The following is a 16644-nucleotide window of genomic DNA, read 5'->3' as shown; positions in this document are numbered from 1 at the left end:
CCAGCCTGTCTCGACCCGCATCACAGCACCGGGACAGCGCGGGCACAGCACGGAAGGGCAGGTTCACGGCATGAGCATCATCAGCTGGATCATCCTCGGCCTGTTGGCCGGAGCCATCGCCAAGTTCCTGCTGCCGGGCCGTGACCCGGGCGGCTTCGTCGGCACGACCCTCATCGGTGTCGCGGGCGCGTTCATCGGTGGCTGGATATCGGCCCGCTGGCTGGACCACCCGATCAGCAAGGACTTCTACGACGGCGCCACGTGGGCCGCGGCGATCGGCGGCTCACTCGCCCTTCTGGTCGCCTACCGCCTCCTGTTCGGCGACTCACGCGACTGAGCGCCCGACGAGCGAGCGCACCCCGAACCGCAGCCGGCAGGCGAGAAGGGTGGACCCCGGCCGGGAAACCGCCGGGTGTCCACCCTTCCTCGCACGGGAGCTGCGCCGCGTCCGCCGGACTACCGGTAGTTCACGAACTGCAGCGCGAAGTCGAAGTCCTTGCCCTTCAGGAGAGCGATGATGGCCTGCAGGTCGTCGCGGCTCTTCGAGCTGACCCGCAGCTCGTCACCCTGTACCTGGGCCTTCACGCCCTTCGGGCCCTCGTCCCGGATGATCTTCGCCACCTTCTTCGCGTTCTCCTGGGAGATGCCCTCCTCGATCGACGCGAAGATCTTGTACTCCTTGCCGGACAGCTGGGGCTCGCCCGCGTCCAGCGCCTTCAGCGAGATCCCGCGCTTGATCAGCTTGGACTGGAAGACGTCGAGGACAGCCTTGACCCGGTCCTCGGAATTCGCCTCCATCAGGATCTTGTCACCGGACCACGAGATCGCGGCACCCACGCCCTTGAAGTCGTAGCGCTGCGAGATCTCCTTGGCGGCCTGGTTGAGGGCGTTGTCGACCTCCTGCCGCTCGACCTTCGAGACGATGTCGAAACTGGAGTCGGCCATGTCCTGTGGCTCCTTGTATCGGGGTGCGTATCGGGGTGCGTACGGGTGCGTATCGGCGTACGTGGGGGCGGGCGCCGAGCCCGGCAGTCCCGGGCCGCATCCGGACAAGCCTAGCCACCCACCGGGGCCCGAGCGCAGATCAATCGGGTGGCGAAGCACCCCACCGCATCGGGTATTGTTTACGTCGTTGCCACGGAGCGCCGCGGAAAAGCGGTGCGAGGGGCAGCAACCCCGGCGGTGTGCCCGAGCGGCCAAAGGGAGCAGACTGTAAATCTGCCGGCTCAGCCTTCCCAGGTTCGAATCCTGGCGCCGCCACACTGGGGAAGACCCCCTCCCTCTGCGGAAACGCAGAGGGAGGGGGTCTCTTCGTTTGGGCGGCCGTCGTCGGGATCGTCTCGTGAGGAGACGGGTGTATGCCGTCGCCGAAGGTCTGGTCGACGGAGGTCTCCAGGGGATGAGATCCGTCGGCCCGGACCGGCCCCTTCGCTCAAGGGGCGGTCCGGGCCGCGGGTCAGGTGGCCCGGCAACTTCTCGGAAGCGTGGCCCAGTTCGACGGCCTGGTCGTCGATGGCCTGGTCGCCGGTGCCGGTGCCGGTGCCCGTGCCGGCCAGGGGCACCATGGCGGCCCGGGGCTGGTAGCCCGTCGCGGTGATCGCGCAAGCGCCGCTGTCCACGTCGGAGAAGGCGTACGTGCCGTCGAGGCCGGTCCTGGTCGTCGCGAACACGTTGCCCTCGGCGTCCACCACCTAGCTCGACCGCCACCCGTGTGACCCCGGTACCGCCGATCCCGACAGGCAGGGTCAGCGGCAGTAGGGCCGGATCGCGTGACCGCCCGGTGAAGGGACGGAGGTGAAGTGAGCCGCGCGGCGGGCGACACGGAGGGGACCGGAAGCCCGCGGCGGGCGACACGGAGGGGAGCGGAAGCCCGCGGCGGGCGGGGCACACTGGCCCCATGTCCACGCGCCGCAGACACTGCCCCGAATGCCGTCGCGAGATCGCCGTCGTCGCCGGACGCTTCGCCCGGCACGACCCGGCCGGCGCACGCGAGAGCGGCCGGCTCGTCTCGTGCCCCGGCTCCCGACGCCAGGCGGAACTCGGTGCCGCACAGCCCGCGTTGGACGGGTACGAGGTCCCCGGATTCCCGGGGCAGCTTCCCCTGTTCTAGGAGGGCGCCCAAGGTCCCGACAACGGACGACACGCTTCTCTCGACGGCACGCGTCTCTCGTGCCGCAGCCCCCTCGGCGACCCGGCCTTCCCCCGGACGGCACACACTCCTCAGGCGGCCGGCTGCGCGCGTAACCCGGCCTCTTCGGCGGCCCGGCCCCTTCGGAGCACGGCCGGACGCGCTGCGGCTCGACGGGGACGGCGAGGCGGTCGCGCCGACCGCACGACGAGGGGCGCGGGACAGAGGACGAGGGACAGAGGACGAGGGACAGAGGACGCGGGACGCGCGACGCGGAGGGGAACACTGGGGCTCAACCGTTCAGCACCGCGCTCAGTACGCGCGCACCTCGGCACGGCCGTGCGGCCGGACCCCGTCCAGCACGTCCGGCCGGTCCACATCCGGCGCCAGGCACCGCGGGACGAACGCGCCCCGTCCATCGGTGGAGAGGACCTCGTACAGCCGTCGTAACAGCGCCTCCCGCGCCGTCGGCACCCCCTCGGCGGCCAACGTCAGTTCCCGGCCACCGACTTGACCGCCACGGACACCGGCGTCGATCCGCCGACCAGTTCCAGGACCAGACCGGCCGTCGCCGACGTGTCCAGCAACTCCGCCAGTACGGCGGCCACGTCGTCGCGCGGGACGACGCCGCGTCCCGTGTGCGCCTCCAGCCGTACGAGACCGGTGCCGGCGTCGTTCGTCAGGGAACCGGGACGCAGGATCGTCCAGTCCAGGCCGTCCAGACCGCTCACGTACGCGTCGGCCTCGCCCTTGGCGCGCAGGTACACGTCGAAGATCTCATCACCCTGGTGCGCCGGATCCGCGCCCATGGACGACACGACCACATAGCGCCGTACGCCCGCCCGGACCGCCGCGTCCGCGAACAGCACCGCCGCGCCCCGGTCCACCGTGTCCTTGCGGGCCACCCCGCTGCCCGGACCCGCGCCCGCCGCGAAGACCACCGCGTCCGCGCCCCGCAGCCGCTCCGCGACCTCCTCGACCGAGGCCGACTCCAGGTCCAGCAGCACCGGTTCGGCACCGGCCTGCCGTAGATCGTCGCCCTGTTCGGCACGGCGGATGATCCCCGCGACCTCGTCTCCGCGCCCGGCGAGCAACCGCTCCAGCCGCAGCGCGATCTGACCATGACCACCAGCGATGACAATGCGCATGTTTCCGACCGTACGCCCGGACGACCGCATCCGCCGCACAACCCCGGCTACACCCCAGGGGTGCACACACAAGGCACACACGCAGGGCGGCACGTCACACCCATGGACAGCACACCTACCGACACCGCCCACCCCGATCCCACGCCGCCACCGACACCCCCGCCCCTACGACAACTTCCCCCGCCCCTGCCGCGGCAGACCCAGTTCTGTCGCCGCGGCGGAGTCGCAGTACTCCCGTACCGCGCTCGTCCGCGCCACCACGCGCCCCCGATGGATCACGATCCGGCTGTACGCCAGGGACAGCGCCCCTGCGAGCCGGTCACCGCGTACCGCGAGCAACTCGGCCGGGAAGCCCGCCTCCACCCGCACCTCCGTAAGGCCCAGCACCGCGCGCGCGGACGTGCTCACCGCGTCGTACGCGTCCTCGGGCCGCAGACCGTGGCGGGACGCCAGCAGGTAGGCGGCCTCTAGGGGATCGCCACGCCCCACCGGATTCGACACGTCCCTCAGGGCACCGCTCCCGGCAGCCACCTGCACCCCGGCCGCACGCAGCAGCCGTACCGGAGCCGTGCCCCGACGTTCGACGGCCCCGCAGCCGCCCTGCGGCAGGCTGACGACCGCCACACCGGCCGCCGCGAGCTGGTCGGCGGTGCGGGAGGCCACCTCGGCGGGCAACCGGTCCAGGCCGCCGCACGGCGTGAGCGTCACCCCGGGGCGCAGCCCGCCGGCCATCGCGGCGAGCCGGGCCAGCCGGGCCGGGTCGGTGGCGTCGGTGTGCAGGTCGACCGGGCAGCCGTGTTCGGAGGCCACCTCCAGGGCCGCCTCCGCATAACCCGTCGGGTCGGGATCCAGATCCGGACAGCCGCCCACCACGGAGGCGCCCATCTTCACCGCGTCCCGCAGCACCGCGAGCCCGTCGGCGCCGGCCACCCCGGTCAGCACCCTGGGCATCGCCACCGTCGTCACCTCGGTCAGCCCGCGCAGCGCGCGCCCCGCTCGGAGGACTGCGGTCAGGGCGCCGAGCCCCTGTACGTCACCCACACGCACGTGTGCCCGCACTGCGGTCGCCCCGTGCCCGAGCTGGAGCAGAGCCGCCTCCGTGGCCCGGCGCTGGACGTTCTGGACGTCGCATGAGGCCGGCCCCTCGCCGTCGGCCGACAGCGCGGTGTCGCCGTGGGCGTGCGGTTCGGCCGGGGCCGGCAGGAGCAGATAGCCGCCGAGGTCGACGCGCGCGGCCCGCGCGCGCGGGCCGTCCGCCCTAAGACTCCCGGCCGTGCCGACCGCCTCGATGCGCTCGCCGACCAGCCGTACGTCCACGGTCCGGCCGTCGGCGAGCCGCGCCCCGCAGAGCAGCAGAGCGGCCCCCTCGGCGGGGGAGGAATCAGACGAGGCCGACGAGGATCCCGAGGACGAGCGGGGCGGCTGCGGCTGACTGTCGGGCATCGCGCTCCAAGGGCTGGGGACTGGACGTACGACGGGGACTCGAGGCTCAGGACTCAGGACTCAGGGGCGGGAACTCGGGGCTGGGCACGCAGAGTTCTTCGCTACGGACTCGCGGACCGGGGGCTACGAGGTTCGGAGGTTTTTGGGGTTCGGGGGGGCCGGGGATTCGGGTTCAGGGGTGTGCAAGCCGGGCGGACTACGCGCGAGGACGCAAGGCGCAAGATCACGCAGAGTGAGTCGAGCCTAGGGTGACGACACGGTCACGCCGGGGAGGAGCGCAATAGTCGTACCGGTGTGGTCCGCCGTGGTGGAGAGGCTCCCGGGGCTCCTGGAGCGAGCGCGGAACAGGGCGGGACGGGGGCCGCGAAACGGATTTGGGCGAACGGCTGCCGAGCGTGTAATGTCTTCATCGCTCGCCCCAATAGCTCAGTCGGTAGAGCGTCTCCATGGTAAGGAGAAGGTCTACGGTTCGATTCCGTATTGGGGCTCTGGTGTGAGAGGTTCCCGCCGCGAGGCGGGAGCCGATCGCATCACAGCGGTGTAGCTCAGTCGGTAGAGCAAGCGGCTCATAATCGCTGTGTCACCGGTTCAAGTCCGGTCACCGCTACTGACAGTAGCCGATTGTGGGGTCGGTCCTTCGATCGGCTACTCTTCATGCGTTATAAGCATTATCCGTCCCATCCGTTCGTCAAGGAGCACTCACGTGGCTGCCACCGACGTCCGCCCGAAGATCACGCTGGCCTGCGTGGAGTGCAAGGAGCGGAACTACATCACCAAGAAGAACCGGCGTAACAACCCGGACCGACTGGAGATGAAGAAGCACTGCCCGCGTTGCAATGCGCACACCGCGCACCGCGAAACGCGATAGAACAGGCTCGTACACGAGGCCGTCCCCGCAGTCTGGGGGGCGGCCTCGCGTCGTTCCCGGCCCGGTCACCGGCCGGTCAACCGCAGCAGACATCAGGAGGTGCCGGGCCATGGCGCTCGACCAGTCCTTCGTGGGGCGGACGTACCCGCCCACCGAGCCCTACGAGGTGGGCCGGGAGAAGATCCGTGAGTTCGCCGAGGCCGTGGGGGACGCCAACCCGGCGTACACGGACCCCGAGGCCGCCAAGGCCCTCGGCCACCCCGATGTGATCGCCCCGCCGACCTTCGTGTTCTCCATCACCTTCCGGGCGGCGGGACAGGTCGTCCAGGACCCGCAGCTCGGCCTGGACTACAGCCGCGTGGTGCACGGTGACCAGAAGTTCGTCTACGTCCGCCCCGTGCGCGCCGGCGACCGGCTGACCGTCACCTCGACCATCGAGACCGTCAAGTCCATGGCGGGCAACGACATCCTGGACATCCGTGGCGAGGTGCACGACGAGACCGGCGAGCACGTCGTGACCGCCTGGACCAAGCTGGTCGCCCGCGCGGCCGAGGAGGCGTGAGCATTCGATGACGGCGAAGATCGCCTACGACGATGTCGAGGTCGGCACCGAGCTGCCCGCCCGGTCCTTCCCCGTGACCCGCGACACCCTGGTCCGGTACGCGGGCGCGTCCGGGGACTTCAACCCGATCCACTGGAACGAGAAGTTCGCCAAGGAGGTCGGGCTGCCGGACGTCATCGCGCACGGCATGTTCACCATGGCCGCGGCGATCCGCGTGGTCACCGACTGGACCGGCGACCCCGGCGCGGTCGTCGAGTACGGCGTCCGCTTCACCAGGCCCGTCGTCGTCCCGAACGACGGCCAGGGCGCCACGGTCGAGGTCAGTGCCAAGGTCGCGGCCAAGCTCGACGACCAGACGGTCCGCGTGGACCTCACGGCGACCAGCGCCGGACAGAAGGTGCTGGGGATGTCCCGGGCGGTCGTACGACTGGCCTGACGGCCGGCCGGGACGACGGTGGGCGAAGAGGCCGGTGTAAGGGGCGCTCGCCATTGCGGGGCGCCCCTTACCCGATCACCCGATCCATCCCACCCCCGCCCCCGTCTCGTAGTCTTGTGCGCGTGCAGGAACTCCACGACGCCCCCCTCGCTCCGCTCACCACCTTCCGGCTGGGCGGTCCCGCCGCCCGGCTGGTCACCGCGGTGACCGACGCCGAGGTGACCGCCGCCGTCCGCGAGGCCGACGACACCGGAACCCCGCTGCTGGTCATCGGCGGCGGATCGAACCTGGTCATCGGGGACAAGGGCTTCGACGGCACCGCGCTCGTCATCGCCACCAAGGGGTTCGCCCTCGTCGGCACCCACCTGGAGCTGGCCGCCGGCGAGGTGTGGACCGACGCCGTCGCCCGAACCGTCGAGCAAGGACTCGCCGGCGTCGAGTGCCTCGCCGGCATCCCCGGTTCGGCCGGTGCGACCCCGATCCAGAACGTCGGGGCGTACGGCCAGGAAGTCTCCTCGACGATCACCGAGGTGATCGCCTACGACCGCACGGCCCACGAGACGGTCACCCTCACCAACGAGGAGTGCGCCTTCTCCTACCGGCACAGCCGCTTCAAGGCCGACCCCCACCGTTACGTCGTCCTGCGCGTCCGCTTCGCCCTGGAGGACGCGGGCGGTCTCTCGGCCCCGGTCAAGTACGCCGAGACGGCCCGCGCCCTCGGCGTGGAACCCGGCGACCGCGTCCCGGTGGCCGCCGCCCGCGAAACCGTGCTCAAGCTGCGTTCCGGCAAGGGCATGGTCCTGGACCCCGAGGACCACGACACCTGGTCCGCGGGCTCCTTCTTCACCAACCCCATCCTCACCGACGACGAGTTCGCCGCCTTCCACGCGCGCGTACGCGAACGCCTCGGCGACGGTGTACAGCCGCCCGCGTACCCGGCGGGAGAGGGCCACACCAAGACCTCCGCCGCCTGGCTGATCGACAAGGCCGGCTTCCCCAAGGGCTACGGCACCGGCCCCGCCCGCATCTCCACCAAGCACACCCTCGCCCTCACCAACCGGGGCGGGGCCACCACGGAGGACCTGCTCGCCCTGGCCCGCGAGGTCGTCACCGGCGTCCACGACGCCTTCGGCATCACGCTGGTCAACGAGCCGGTGACCGTCGGCGTCAGCCTCTGACAGAGCCGGAACAGAGCCGGAACAGAGCGGGGGCAGATCCACCCCCGCGCCTCCGCCCCCCCAGAGACCTACGCCGTCAGCCAGTCGTCCACCCCCGCCAGCAGCTTGCTCTTCGTCTCCTCCGGTGCCGCCGACGCCCGGATCGACTGGCGGGCCAGTTCCGCCAGCTCCGGGTCCGTGAAGGCGTGGTACTCCCGCGCGATCTCGTACTGGGCCGCCAGCCGGGAGCCGAAGAGGAGCGGGTCGTCGGCGCCCAGAGCCATCGGCACCCCCGCTTCGAACAGCGTCCGCAGCGGCACGTCCTCCGGCTTCTCGTAGACGCCGAGGGCCACGTTCGACGCCGGGCAGACCTCGCACGTCACCCCCCGCTCGGCCAGCCGCCGCATCAGCCGCGGGTCCTCCGCCACCCGCACACCGTGCCCCAGCCGGTGCGCGTGCAGGTCGTCCAGGCAGTCCCGTACCGACGCCGGGCCACTCAGCTCCCCGCCGTGCGGGGCCGACAGCAGCCCTCCCTCCCGTGCGATGGCGAACGCGCGGTCGAAATCCCGCGCCATGCCCCGGCGTTCGTCGTTCGACAGGCCGAAACCGACAACCCCCCGGTCCGCGTACCGCACCGCGAGGCGGGCCAGCGTGCGCGCGTCCAGGGGGTGCTTCATCCGGTTCGCCGCCACCAGGACGCGGATGCCGAGGCCGGTCTCCCGGGACGTCGACTCCACCGCGTCGAGGATGATCTCCAGGGCCGGGATCAGACCGCCCAGGACAGGCGCGTACGACGTCGGGTCCACCTGGATCTCCAGCCAGCCCGCCCCGTCCCGCACGTCCTCCTCCGCGGCCTCCCGGACCAGGCGCCGGATGTCCTCCGGCTCCCGCAGACACGAGCGGGCGGCGTCGTACAGGCGCTGGAAGCGGAACCAGCCCCGCTCGTCCGTCGCCCGCAGCTTCGGCGGCTCCCCGCTGGTCAGTGCTTCGGTGAGCGCCTCGGGCAGGCGCACGCCGTACTTGTCGGCCAGTTCCAGCACGGTGCCGGGTCGCATCGACCCCGTGAAGTGCAGGTGCAGATGGGCTTTGGGCAGCTCAGAGACATCACGTACACGCTCCATTCCAGGATCCTGCCGTACGTCCCCTCCGCACCGGTAGCGCTTTCCCCGAACGTGGTCTTGCTCGCACAAACGACAGGGACCACCCAGGAGCGTTCCTGGGTGGTCCCCGGTGGCCGTCCGGTGACGGATGTCAGTCCGTGGCCTCCGCCAGCAGCTTCTGGATCCGGCTCACGCCCTCCACCAGGTCCTCGTCACCCAGCGCGTACGACAGCCGCAGATACCCCGGGGTGCCGAAGGCCTCGCCGGGAACGACCGCGACCTCGGCCTCCTCCAGGATCAGCGCGGCCAGCTCGACCGTGTCCCGCGGACGCTTGCCGCGGATCTCCTTGCCGAGCAGGTCCTTGACGGACGGGTACGCGTAGAAGGCGCCCTCGGGCTCCGGGCAGAGCACGCCGTCGATCTCGTTGAGCATCCGCACGATCGTCTTGCGGCGGCGGTCGAAGGCCTCCCGCATCGTCGCGACCGCGTCCAGGTTGCCCGAGACCGCGGCCAGGGCAGCGACCTGCGCGACGTTCGAGACGTTCGATGTGGCGTGCGACTGCAGGTTCGTCGCCGCCTTCACGACGTCCTTCGGGCCGATGATCCAGCCGACCCGCCAGCCCGTCATCGCGTACGTCTTCGCGACACCGTTGACCACGATGCACTTGTCCCGCAGCTCCGGCACGATCGCGGGCAGCGAGGTGAACGTCGCGTCGCCGTAGACGAGATGCTCGTAGATCTCGTCCGTCATCACCCACAGGCCGTGCTCGACGGCCCAGCGGCCGATCGCCTCGGCGTCCTCGGCGCTGTAGACCGCGCCCGTGGGGTTGGAGGGAGAGACGAAGAGGACGACCTTCGTGTTCTCGGTGCGCGCGGCCTCCAGCTGCTCCACCGAGACGCGGTAGCCGGTCGTCTCGTCGGCGACGACCTCGACCGGGACACCGCCGGCCAGACGGATCGACTCCGGGTACGTCGTCCAGTACGGCGCCGGGACGATGACCTCGTCGCCCGGGTCGAGGATCGCGGCGAAGGCCTCGTAGATGGCCTGCTTGCCGCCGTTGGTGACGAGGATCTGCGAGACGTCCGGCTCGTAGCCCGAGTCGCGCAGCGTCTTCGCGGCGATCGCGGCCTTCAGCTCGGGCAGGCCGCCGGCCGGCGTGTAGCGGTGGTACTTCGGGTTCTTGCAGGCCTCGACCGCGGCCTCGACGATGTAGTCCGGGGTCGGGAAGTCGGGCTCACCGGCGCCGAAGCCGATCACCGGACGCCCGGCGGCCTTGAGTGCCTTGGCCTTGGCGTCCACGGCGAGAGTGGCGGACTCGGAGATCGCGCCGACTCGGGCGGAGACCCGGCGCTCGGTGGGAGGGGTTGCAGGGCTCATGGGCCCATCGTTTCAGACCGGAAACTTCCCCGGCACGCGGGTTTCACGGACTGAACACCTGCTGAACAACCGTCCGGATCCGTCGCCCTCGCTGGGCGATCTTCCTGAGCGGAGCCCTTACGGGCCTTTTCTGTTCGACGACGGCTCCTGAACCACGTACACTCTCACCTCGTTGGCCTTCAGCGGGCTGCGCTCGACCGGTGCACACCGAGCACTCGGTCGCATGCGGTACGTTGGGGGACGGACAAAGGGTCGTAGCTCAATTGGTAGAGCACTGGTCTCCAAAACCAGCGGTTGGGGGTTCAAGTCCCTCCGGCCCTGCTACACACACCTTCGCCAGGATGTGTGCACGCATGTACGTACAGAAATGCACCGCCGTGCGGCTCAGACCGGGCGCGGCACGGCCACGACCCGGGAACAGGTGAGGACGAATGGCGGACGCCGTGGGCTCCATCGATACGCCTGATGCCCAGGACGAGGCGCCGGAGTCCCAGAAGAGGACTCGTAAGGGCGGCAAGCGAGCCAAGAAGGGCCCGCTGAAGCGTCTCGCGCTGTTCTACCGCCAGATCGTCGCGGAGCTCCGCAAGGTCGTCTGGCCGTCGCGCGGCCAGCTGACGACGTACACGACCGTGGTGATCATCTTCGTGATCGTGATGATCGGCCTGGTGACCGTGATTGACTATGGGCTCGACCACGCCGCCAAGTACGTATTCGGCTGAGCACAGAGCGAAGGGCGCCGCGGTTACCGGCGCCCGTTTTCGCATGTTCCACCCCTATGTATCCAGGAAGAAGCAGCCACCGTGTCTGACCAGAACCTGAACGACGCCATCGAGCCACACGGGCAGGACATCGAGTCCGTGGAAGAGGAGCTCGAGATCGTCGAGGGCGCGGACGAGGACCTGGACGAGGTCGAGGCTGCCGACGCCGAGGCGGGCGAGCCCGCGGAGGAAGCCGCGCTCCACGTCGAGGACGAGGAGACGGACGCCGTCGAGGCCGCCGAGGACGAGACCGACGTCGAGGACGAGACGGACGTCGAAGCTGAGGCTGATGTCGAGGCCGAGGCTGACGCCGACGTCGAGGCCGAGGAAGAAGAGCCGGCCGAGCCCGTCGACCCCGTCGCCGCCCTGCGCGAGGAGCTGCGCACCCTGCCCGGCGAGTGGTACGTCATCCACACCTACGCCGGCTACGAGAACCGCGTGAAGACCAACCTGGAGCAGCGCGCCGTCTCGCTGAACGTCGAGGACTTCATCTTCCAGGCCGAGGTGCCGCAGGAAGAGGTCGCGCAGATCAAGAACGGCGAGCGCAAGACCGTCCGTCAGAACAAGCTCCCCGGCTACGTGCTGGTGCGCATGGACCTGACGAACGAGTCCTGGGGCGTCGTCCGCAACACCCCCGGTGTCACCGGCTTCGTCGGCAACGCCTACGACCCGTACCCGCTGACCCTGGACGAGATCGTCAAGATGCTCGCCCCGGAGGCCGAGGAGAAGGCGGCCCGCGAGGCCGCCGAGGCCGAGGGCAGGCCCGCTCCGCAGCGCAAGGTCGAGGTCCAGGTGCTGGACTTCGAGGTGGGCGACTCGGTCACCGTCACCGACGGCCCGTTCGCGACGCTGCAGGCGACCATCAACGAGATCAACGCCGACTCGAAGAAGGTCAAGGGTCTCGTGGAGATCTTCGGCCGTGAGACGCCGGTCGAGCTGTCCTTCGACCAGATCCAGAAGAACTAGTCCTTCACCGGTTTCTTCCTGGACCCACCGCGTCCGAGCAGGTCAGAGGGGCTGTCAAAAGCCCGTCTGACCTGCTCGGTTTTTAGCCGCGCATCTATACCCGTTATCGTTGTGCGGTATGCCTTCATCTGGGACGCGACCCAGGTGGGGGTAGACCCGAACCGAAAGGACCCGGAGAGCAATGCCTCCCAAGAAGAAGAAGGTCACGGGGCTCATCAAGCTCCAGATCCAGGCCGGTGCCGCCAACCCGGCTCCGCCGGTCGGCCCGGCGCTGGGTCAGCACGGCGTCAACATCATGGAGTTCTGCAAGGCCTACAACGCCGCGACCGAGTCGCAGCGTGGCTGGGTCATCCCGGTGGAGATCACGGTCTACGAGGACCGCTCCTTCACCTTCATCACCAAGACGCCGCCGGCCGCCAAGATGATCCTCAAGGCCGCGGGCGTGGAGAAGGGCTCCGGCGAGCCGCACAAGACCAAGGTCGCCAAGATCACCCAGGCGCAGGTCCGCGAGATCGCCACCACCAAGCTGCCCGACCTCAACGCCAACGACCTGGACGCCGCCGCGAAGATCATCGCCGGTACCGCGCGTTCCATGGGCGTCACGGTCGAGGGCTGAACCCCACCCTCGTAGAACATGCGGCTTTGGCCGCGCGTGGCAGGGCCTGCTCGGCCCGTACCACGACTCCTTTCAGAACACACAGGAGCAGTTGTGAGCAAGCGCAGCAAGTCTCTCCGCGCTGCGGACGCCAAGATCGACCGGGAGAAGCTCTACGCCCCGCTCGAGGCCGTCCGTCTCGCCAAGGAGACCTCCACGTCCAAGTTCGACGGCACCGTCGAGGTCGCCTTCCGTCTGGGTGTCGACCCGCGCAAGGCCGACCAGATGGTGCGTGGCACCGTGAACCTTCCGCACGGCACCGGTAAGACCGCCCGGGTCCTGGTCTTCGCGACCGGTGACCGTGCCGAGGCCGCTCGTGCCGCGGGCGCCGACATCGTCGGCGCCGACGAGCTCATCGACGAGGTGTCGAAGGGCCGTCTGGACTTCGACGCCGTCGTCGCCACCCCGGACCTCATGGGCAAGGTCGGCCGCCTGGGCCGCGTGCTCGGTCCCCGTGGTCTCATGCCGAACCCCAAGACCGGCACCGTGACTCCGGACGTCACCAAGGCTGTCACCGAGATCAAGGGTGGCAAGATCGAGTTCCGCGTCGACAAGCACTCGAACCTGCACTTCATCATCGGCAAGGCGTCCTTCGACGACACCAAGCTGGTGGAGAACTACGGCGCGGCCCTGGAGGAGATCCTCCGTCTGAAGCCGTCCGCCGCCAAGGGTCGCTACATCAAGAAGGCCGCGATCAGCACCACGATCGGCCCCGGCATTCCGATCGACCCGAACCGCACGCGCAACCTCCTCGTCGAGGAGGACCCGGCCACCGTCTGAGTCTGACGGCTCGACCGGTCGACGACGGGCCCCGCACCTTCCGAGGTGCGGGGCCCGTTCCCGTGTGCGGGCGCCGGGCCCTGGGTTAGCGTGCGGACACGGCAACGGCACAGGGGGACGTATGAGGTGCAGGAACGGGCGTGGTGTCGCGCTCGCGGTCGCGATGACCGTCGCGCTGACGGGGGCGGTCGGCTGTACGTCCCCCGAGTCCCCGCACAAGCCCGGGAAGGACCGCCGGGCGAGCACCGAGTCCCGCGCGGCCCTGCTGTCCGCCGAGCGGTCCACCGACCGCGCCGCGTCGGCCCGGGTGCGCTCCACGACCGTCATGGGTGCCCAGCTGTCCCTCAAGGCCGACGGCGCGCTCAGTTGGGGCGACGGTCTGACCGGCACCCTGACCATCACGTACACCGGCGGCACGACGGCCGAGCAGATGCGCGCGCTCGGCATCACGTCGATGGAGGCCCGCTATCTGGCCGACGCCTACTACGCGCGGATGGGCGACACGTTCGCCGAGAAGGCCGGCGGCAAGCACTGGATCAAGTACGCCTACGACGACCTCAAGGACCTCGGCGGCGGCGCCGGCGCGACCTTCGCCGACCAGCTGCGCAACACCGCGCCGAACCAGTCGGTGAGGCTGCTGCTGGACGCCGAGGACGTGCGCGAGGTCGGCGAGGAGACGGTCCACGGACGGACGGCCACGCACTACTCCGGCACGGTGCTGGTGCACGACGTCACCGACGCGCAGCAGAGGAAGCAGCTCGAACAGGCCGGGGTCACCAGCGAGACCGTCGACATCTGGGTCGACGACCGGGACCTGCTGGTCAAGAAGGTCGAGAAGGGCCGGACGGTGAGCGGCGAACTGACCCAGACCGCGTACTACACCGACTACGGCGTCGCGGTCTCCGCCACCGAGCCCCCGGCCGACGACACCCAGGACTTCACGGACCTGCTGGAGCAGCAGCGGGGTGGCTCGGCCTCCTGAGTCCCCGGAAAACCAGGGATCCGCTTCCGCCTCCTGGGATACGCTCTCCGCCTGGCTGTGAACAGTCCATGTGTTCCTTGGGGGGAATCGATGGTGTCTTCCATACGTGCTTCCGTGCGCCGCAGAGCCACAGGTGCCGGCCTTGCCGCGCTGCTCCTCGCGGCCGGTGCGGTGGGCTGCGGGACGGAGCAGTCGCCGAGCATGACACCGGCGGCGGCCGTCGCCAAGGCGGCGAAGAACACGGAGGACATCACGTCCTTCCGGTACCGCATGACCGGCCGGACCCCCGAGGAGGGGCGGATCAAGGCCGAGGCGTCGATGCGTACCAAGCCGACCGTGGCCATGACCATGAAGATGACGGCGCTCGACCAGGGTGAGGACGGCACCGCCGAGATCCGGCTCGTCGGCAAGGCCATGTACATCGGCGGGGGAGCCGCGGCGGCCGAGGAGATGGACGGCAAGAGCTGGATCAAGTTCGACATGTCCGCGCTGGGGGACAGCCTCGGCGAGGGCGCGCCGGGCGCGGGCCAGGCCGACCAGAACCCGGCGACCGAGTCCACCTTCCTCACGGGCGCCAAGGACGTGAAGAAGGCCGGCACCGACACCGTCGACGGGGTCGAGACCACCCGCTACTCCGGCGTCGTCAGCATCGACGACCTCAAGGCCGCTCTGAAGGACGAGGACAAGGCCACCCGCGAGCGGCGCCAGAAGAGCGTCGAGCAGTACGAGAAGCTCGGCGTCGACGAGCTCACCATGGACATGTGGGTCGACGGCGACGACCACACCAAGCAGTTCCGCATGCGTGGCGACGCCGACAAGGGCCCGCTCGACATGACCATCACCTTCCTGGACCTCAACAAGCCGGTGACCGTGACGGCCCCGCCCGCCAAGGACACGATGGACCTCGCCGAGATGATGCGGGAAGCCCAGAGCTGAGCCCCGTGCCGACCGGATTTGCCTGCCGGCGACCCGGTCGCGTACTCTCCTGAAGAAGCCAAAGACCGCTGGTCGTTGCCGTGCGCTCGTGAGAGGGCCCGGTGGCCGAAGGATCCGCTGATATCCGCGGACGACCCGCGCAGGTGACTGTGGAAAGTTCCCGGAGTTCGCAGCTGACGCTGCGAGATGCCGGTTGAGCTACGCCCCGTGCACCTGTGCCGGGGCGTTTCGTTTGTCCCAGCCCCTTCCGCGCGGTCGTCAACACCCGGAAGGAGGCCGACGCTCATGGCAAGGCCCGACAAGGCTGCCGCGGTGGCCGAGCTCGCGGAGCAGTTCCGCAGCTCGAACGCCGCCGTGCTGACCGAGTACCGGGGTCTCACCGTGGCGCAGCTCAAGACGCTGCGTCGTTCGCTCGGTGAGAACGCCCAGTACGCCGTGGTGAAGAACACGCTGACCAAGATTGCGGCCAACGAGGCCGGGATCTCGACGCTCGACGACCTGTTCAACGGTCCGACGGCAGTTGCCTTCGTCACCGGTGACCCGGTGGAGTCGGCGAAGGGTCTTCGTGACTTCGCCAAGGACAACCCCAACCTCGTCATCAAGGGCGGTGTCCTTGACGGCAAGGCGCTGTCCGCCGACGAGATCAAGAAGCTCGCGGACCTCGAGTCCCGCGAGGTTCTGCTCTCCAAGCTGGCGGGTGCCTTCAAGGGCAAGCAGACTCAGGCTGCTCAGGTCTTCCAGGCGCTCCCCTCGAAGCTCGTCCGCACCGTGGACGCTCTTCGCGCCAAGCAGGACGAGCAGGGCGGTGCCGAGTAATTCGGCTCGCGCGTTGACCGACGCCGCCTGAGGCGACGGTCGTAGCGGGCCGAACGTACGCCCGCCAGACATGTACATCCGGCACCTGCCGAAAAAGTGGAAGGATCGCCCATCATGGCGAAGCTCAGCCAGGAAGACCTGCTCGCGCAGTTCGAGGAGATGACCCTCATCGAGCTCTCCGAGTTCGTGAAGGCGTTCGAGGAGAAGTTCGACGTCACCGCCGCCGCCGCGGTCGCCGTCGCCGGTCCGGCCGGCCCGGCCGCCCCGGCCGAGGCCGCTGAGGAGCAGGACGAGTTCGACGTCATCCTCACCGGTGCCGGCGAGAAGAAGATCCAGGTCATCAAGGTCGTGCGTGAGCTGACCTCGCTGGGTCTCAAGGAGGCCAAGGACCTCGTGGACGGCGCTCCGAAGCCGGTCCTCGAGAAGGTCGCCAAGGAGGCCGCCGAGAAGGCCGCCGAGTCCCTCAAGGGCGCCGGCGCCTCCGTCGAGGTCAAGTGACCCCACGGAGTCCGCAAGGACTCTTCTGCTAGC

Annotated in this window: 20 protein-coding genes and 4 tRNA genes; 18 read left to right on the top strand and 6 right to left on the bottom strand. The window is 69.6% G+C overall.

Translation table 11 applies throughout. The annotated features are described in order from the left end of the window. Positions 1-70: 70 nt before the first annotated feature. Positions 71-337 carry a GlsB/YeaQ/YmgE family stress response membrane protein gene (locus tag ACWD0J_RS21535; RefSeq protein WP_451497403.1) on the top strand — a complete coding sequence of 89 codons (267 nt, stop codon included), beginning with the start codon at positions 71-73 and terminating at the stop codon, positions 335-337. A gap of 119 nt (positions 338-456) precedes the next feature. On the opposite strand, the gene ACWD0J_RS21530 is transcribed toward ACWD0J_RS21535, so the two are convergent. Continuing rightward, on the bottom strand, positions 457-945 hold the full coding sequence (locus tag ACWD0J_RS21530) for a YajQ family cyclic di-GMP-binding protein (RefSeq protein ID WP_451497402.1): 489 nt from the start codon (positions 943-945) through the stop codon (positions 457-459). 233 nt (positions 946-1178) lie between these two features. Here ACWD0J_RS21530 and ACWD0J_RS21525 point away from each other — a divergent pair. Next, a tRNA-Tyr gene (locus tag ACWD0J_RS21525) sits at positions 1179-1260 on the top strand. Positions 1261-1897: 637 nt separating this feature from the next. Further along, complete coding sequence (locus ACWD0J_RS21520; protein ID WP_451497401.1) at positions 1898-2110, top strand: hypothetical protein; 213 nt, start codon at positions 1898-1900, stop codon at positions 2108-2110. A 330-nt stretch (positions 2111-2440) separates the two neighbouring features. Here the strand turns inward: ACWD0J_RS21520 and ACWD0J_RS21515 are convergent, their stop codons facing one another. The 3 genes from ACWD0J_RS21515 to ACWD0J_RS21505 all read right to left on the bottom strand — a co-directional run bounded on the left by ACWD0J_RS21515 (position 2441) and on the right by ACWD0J_RS21505 (position 4719). Then, positions 2441-2617: a hypothetical protein gene (locus ACWD0J_RS21515; protein WP_451497400.1), complete on the bottom strand. Its 177-nt coding sequence runs from the start codon at positions 2615-2617 to the stop codon at positions 2441-2443. Between the two features lie 2 nt (positions 2618-2619). Next, complete coding sequence (locus ACWD0J_RS21510; protein WP_451497399.1) at positions 2620-3276, bottom strand: SDR family oxidoreductase; 657 nt, start codon at positions 3274-3276, stop codon at positions 2620-2622. Positions 3277-3441: 165 nt separating this feature from the next. After that, positions 3442-4719, bottom strand: coding sequence for an amidohydrolase family protein (locus ACWD0J_RS21505; protein WP_451497398.1), 1278 nt, complete (start codon positions 4717-4719; stop codon positions 3442-3444). A 415-nt stretch (positions 4720-5134) separates the two neighbouring features. Between ACWD0J_RS21505 and ACWD0J_RS21500 the strand changes: the two genes are divergently transcribed. The 6 genes from ACWD0J_RS21500 (at position 5135) to ACWD0J_RS21475 (ending at position 7763) form a co-directional block, all read left to right on the top strand. After that, a tRNA-Thr gene (locus ACWD0J_RS21500) sits at positions 5135-5207 on the top strand. A gap of 46 nt (positions 5208-5253) precedes the next feature. Next, positions 5254-5326: transfer RNA gene (locus ACWD0J_RS21495), tRNA-Met, on the top strand. A 96-nt stretch (positions 5327-5422) separates the two neighbouring features. Further along, positions 5423-5587, top strand: coding sequence for a 50S ribosomal protein L33 (gene rpmG, locus ACWD0J_RS21490; protein WP_003948671.1), 165 nt, complete (start codon positions 5423-5425; stop codon positions 5585-5587). Positions 5588-5696: 109 nt separating this feature from the next. After that, positions 5697-6149 (top strand): FAS1-like dehydratase domain-containing protein, encoded by a 453-nt coding sequence (locus ACWD0J_RS21485; protein WP_451497397.1) that lies wholly within the window; start codon positions 5697-5699, stop codon positions 6147-6149. 7 nt (positions 6150-6156) lie between these two features. Next, positions 6157-6585 carry a MaoC family dehydratase gene (locus ACWD0J_RS21480; RefSeq protein WP_451497396.1) on the top strand — a complete coding sequence of 143 codons (429 nt, stop codon included), beginning with the start codon at positions 6157-6159 and terminating at the stop codon, positions 6583-6585. 122 nt (positions 6586-6707) lie between these two features. Next, a complete protein-coding gene (locus ACWD0J_RS21475; protein WP_451497395.1) occupies positions 6708-7763 on the top strand; it encodes a UDP-N-acetylmuramate dehydrogenase in 1056 nt (351 codons plus the stop codon). A gap of 68 nt (positions 7764-7831) precedes the next feature. Here ACWD0J_RS21475 and ACWD0J_RS21470 read toward each other — a convergent pair whose 3' ends face one another. Continuing rightward, positions 7832-8863 carry an adenosine deaminase gene (locus ACWD0J_RS21470; protein WP_451497394.1) on the bottom strand — a complete coding sequence of 344 codons (1032 nt, stop codon included), beginning with the start codon at positions 8861-8863 and terminating at the stop codon, positions 7832-7834. A 130-nt stretch (positions 8864-8993) separates the two neighbouring features. After that, positions 8994-10220, bottom strand: coding sequence for a pyridoxal phosphate-dependent aminotransferase (locus ACWD0J_RS21465; RefSeq protein WP_451497393.1), 1227 nt, complete (start codon positions 10218-10220; stop codon positions 8994-8996). A gap of 248 nt (positions 10221-10468) precedes the next feature. Here ACWD0J_RS21465 and ACWD0J_RS21460 point away from each other — a divergent pair. The 9 genes from ACWD0J_RS21460 to rplL all read left to right on the top strand — a co-directional run bounded on the left by ACWD0J_RS21460 (position 10469) and on the right by rplL (position 16611). Next, positions 10469-10541: transfer RNA gene (locus ACWD0J_RS21460), tRNA-Trp, on the top strand. A gap of 110 nt (positions 10542-10651) precedes the next feature. Further along, the gene (gene secE, locus ACWD0J_RS21455) at positions 10652-10939 is read left to right on the top strand and encodes a preprotein translocase subunit SecE (protein WP_451497392.1); all 288 of its coding nucleotides are present in this window, start codon (positions 10652-10654) and stop codon (positions 10937-10939) included. An 81-nt stretch (positions 10940-11020) separates the two neighbouring features. Beyond that, on the top strand, positions 11021-11944 hold the full coding sequence (gene nusG / locus ACWD0J_RS21450; RefSeq protein WP_451497391.1) for a transcription termination/antitermination protein NusG: 924 nt from the start codon (positions 11021-11023) through the stop codon (positions 11942-11944). 181 nt (positions 11945-12125) lie between these two features. Continuing rightward, positions 12126-12560 (top strand): 50S ribosomal protein L11, encoded by a 435-nt coding sequence (gene rplK / locus ACWD0J_RS21445; protein WP_356765840.1) that lies wholly within the window; start codon positions 12126-12128, stop codon positions 12558-12560. Between the two features lie 93 nt (positions 12561-12653). Then, positions 12654-13379: a 50S ribosomal protein L1 gene (rplA, locus tag ACWD0J_RS21440; protein WP_451497390.1), complete on the top strand. Its 726-nt coding sequence runs from the start codon at positions 12654-12656 to the stop codon at positions 13377-13379. A gap of 121 nt (positions 13380-13500) precedes the next feature. After that, positions 13501-14361, top strand: a complete 861-nt coding sequence (locus ACWD0J_RS21435; RefSeq protein ID WP_451497389.1) for a hypothetical protein — start codon at positions 13501-13503, stop codon at positions 14359-14361. A 90-nt stretch (positions 14362-14451) separates the two neighbouring features. After that, positions 14452-15297, top strand: a complete 846-nt coding sequence (locus ACWD0J_RS21430) for a DUF1396 domain-containing protein (protein ID WP_451497388.1) — start codon at positions 14452-14454, stop codon at positions 15295-15297. A gap of 285 nt (positions 15298-15582) precedes the next feature. Further along, positions 15583-16113 (top strand): 50S ribosomal protein L10, encoded by a 531-nt coding sequence (gene rplJ / locus ACWD0J_RS21425; protein WP_030039746.1) that lies wholly within the window; start codon positions 15583-15585, stop codon positions 16111-16113. 114 nt (positions 16114-16227) lie between these two features. Next, a complete protein-coding gene (gene rplL / locus ACWD0J_RS21420) occupies positions 16228-16611 on the top strand; it encodes a 50S ribosomal protein L7/L12 (protein WP_266435141.1) in 384 nt (127 codons plus the stop codon). Positions 16612-16644: the final 33 nt, after the last annotated feature.

The sequence above is a fragment of the Streptomyces sp. NPDC003011 genome, assembly GCF_053591515.1.
Note: the sequence above shows the minus strand (reverse complement) of the source record. Positions and strands in the feature narration are given on the sequence as shown.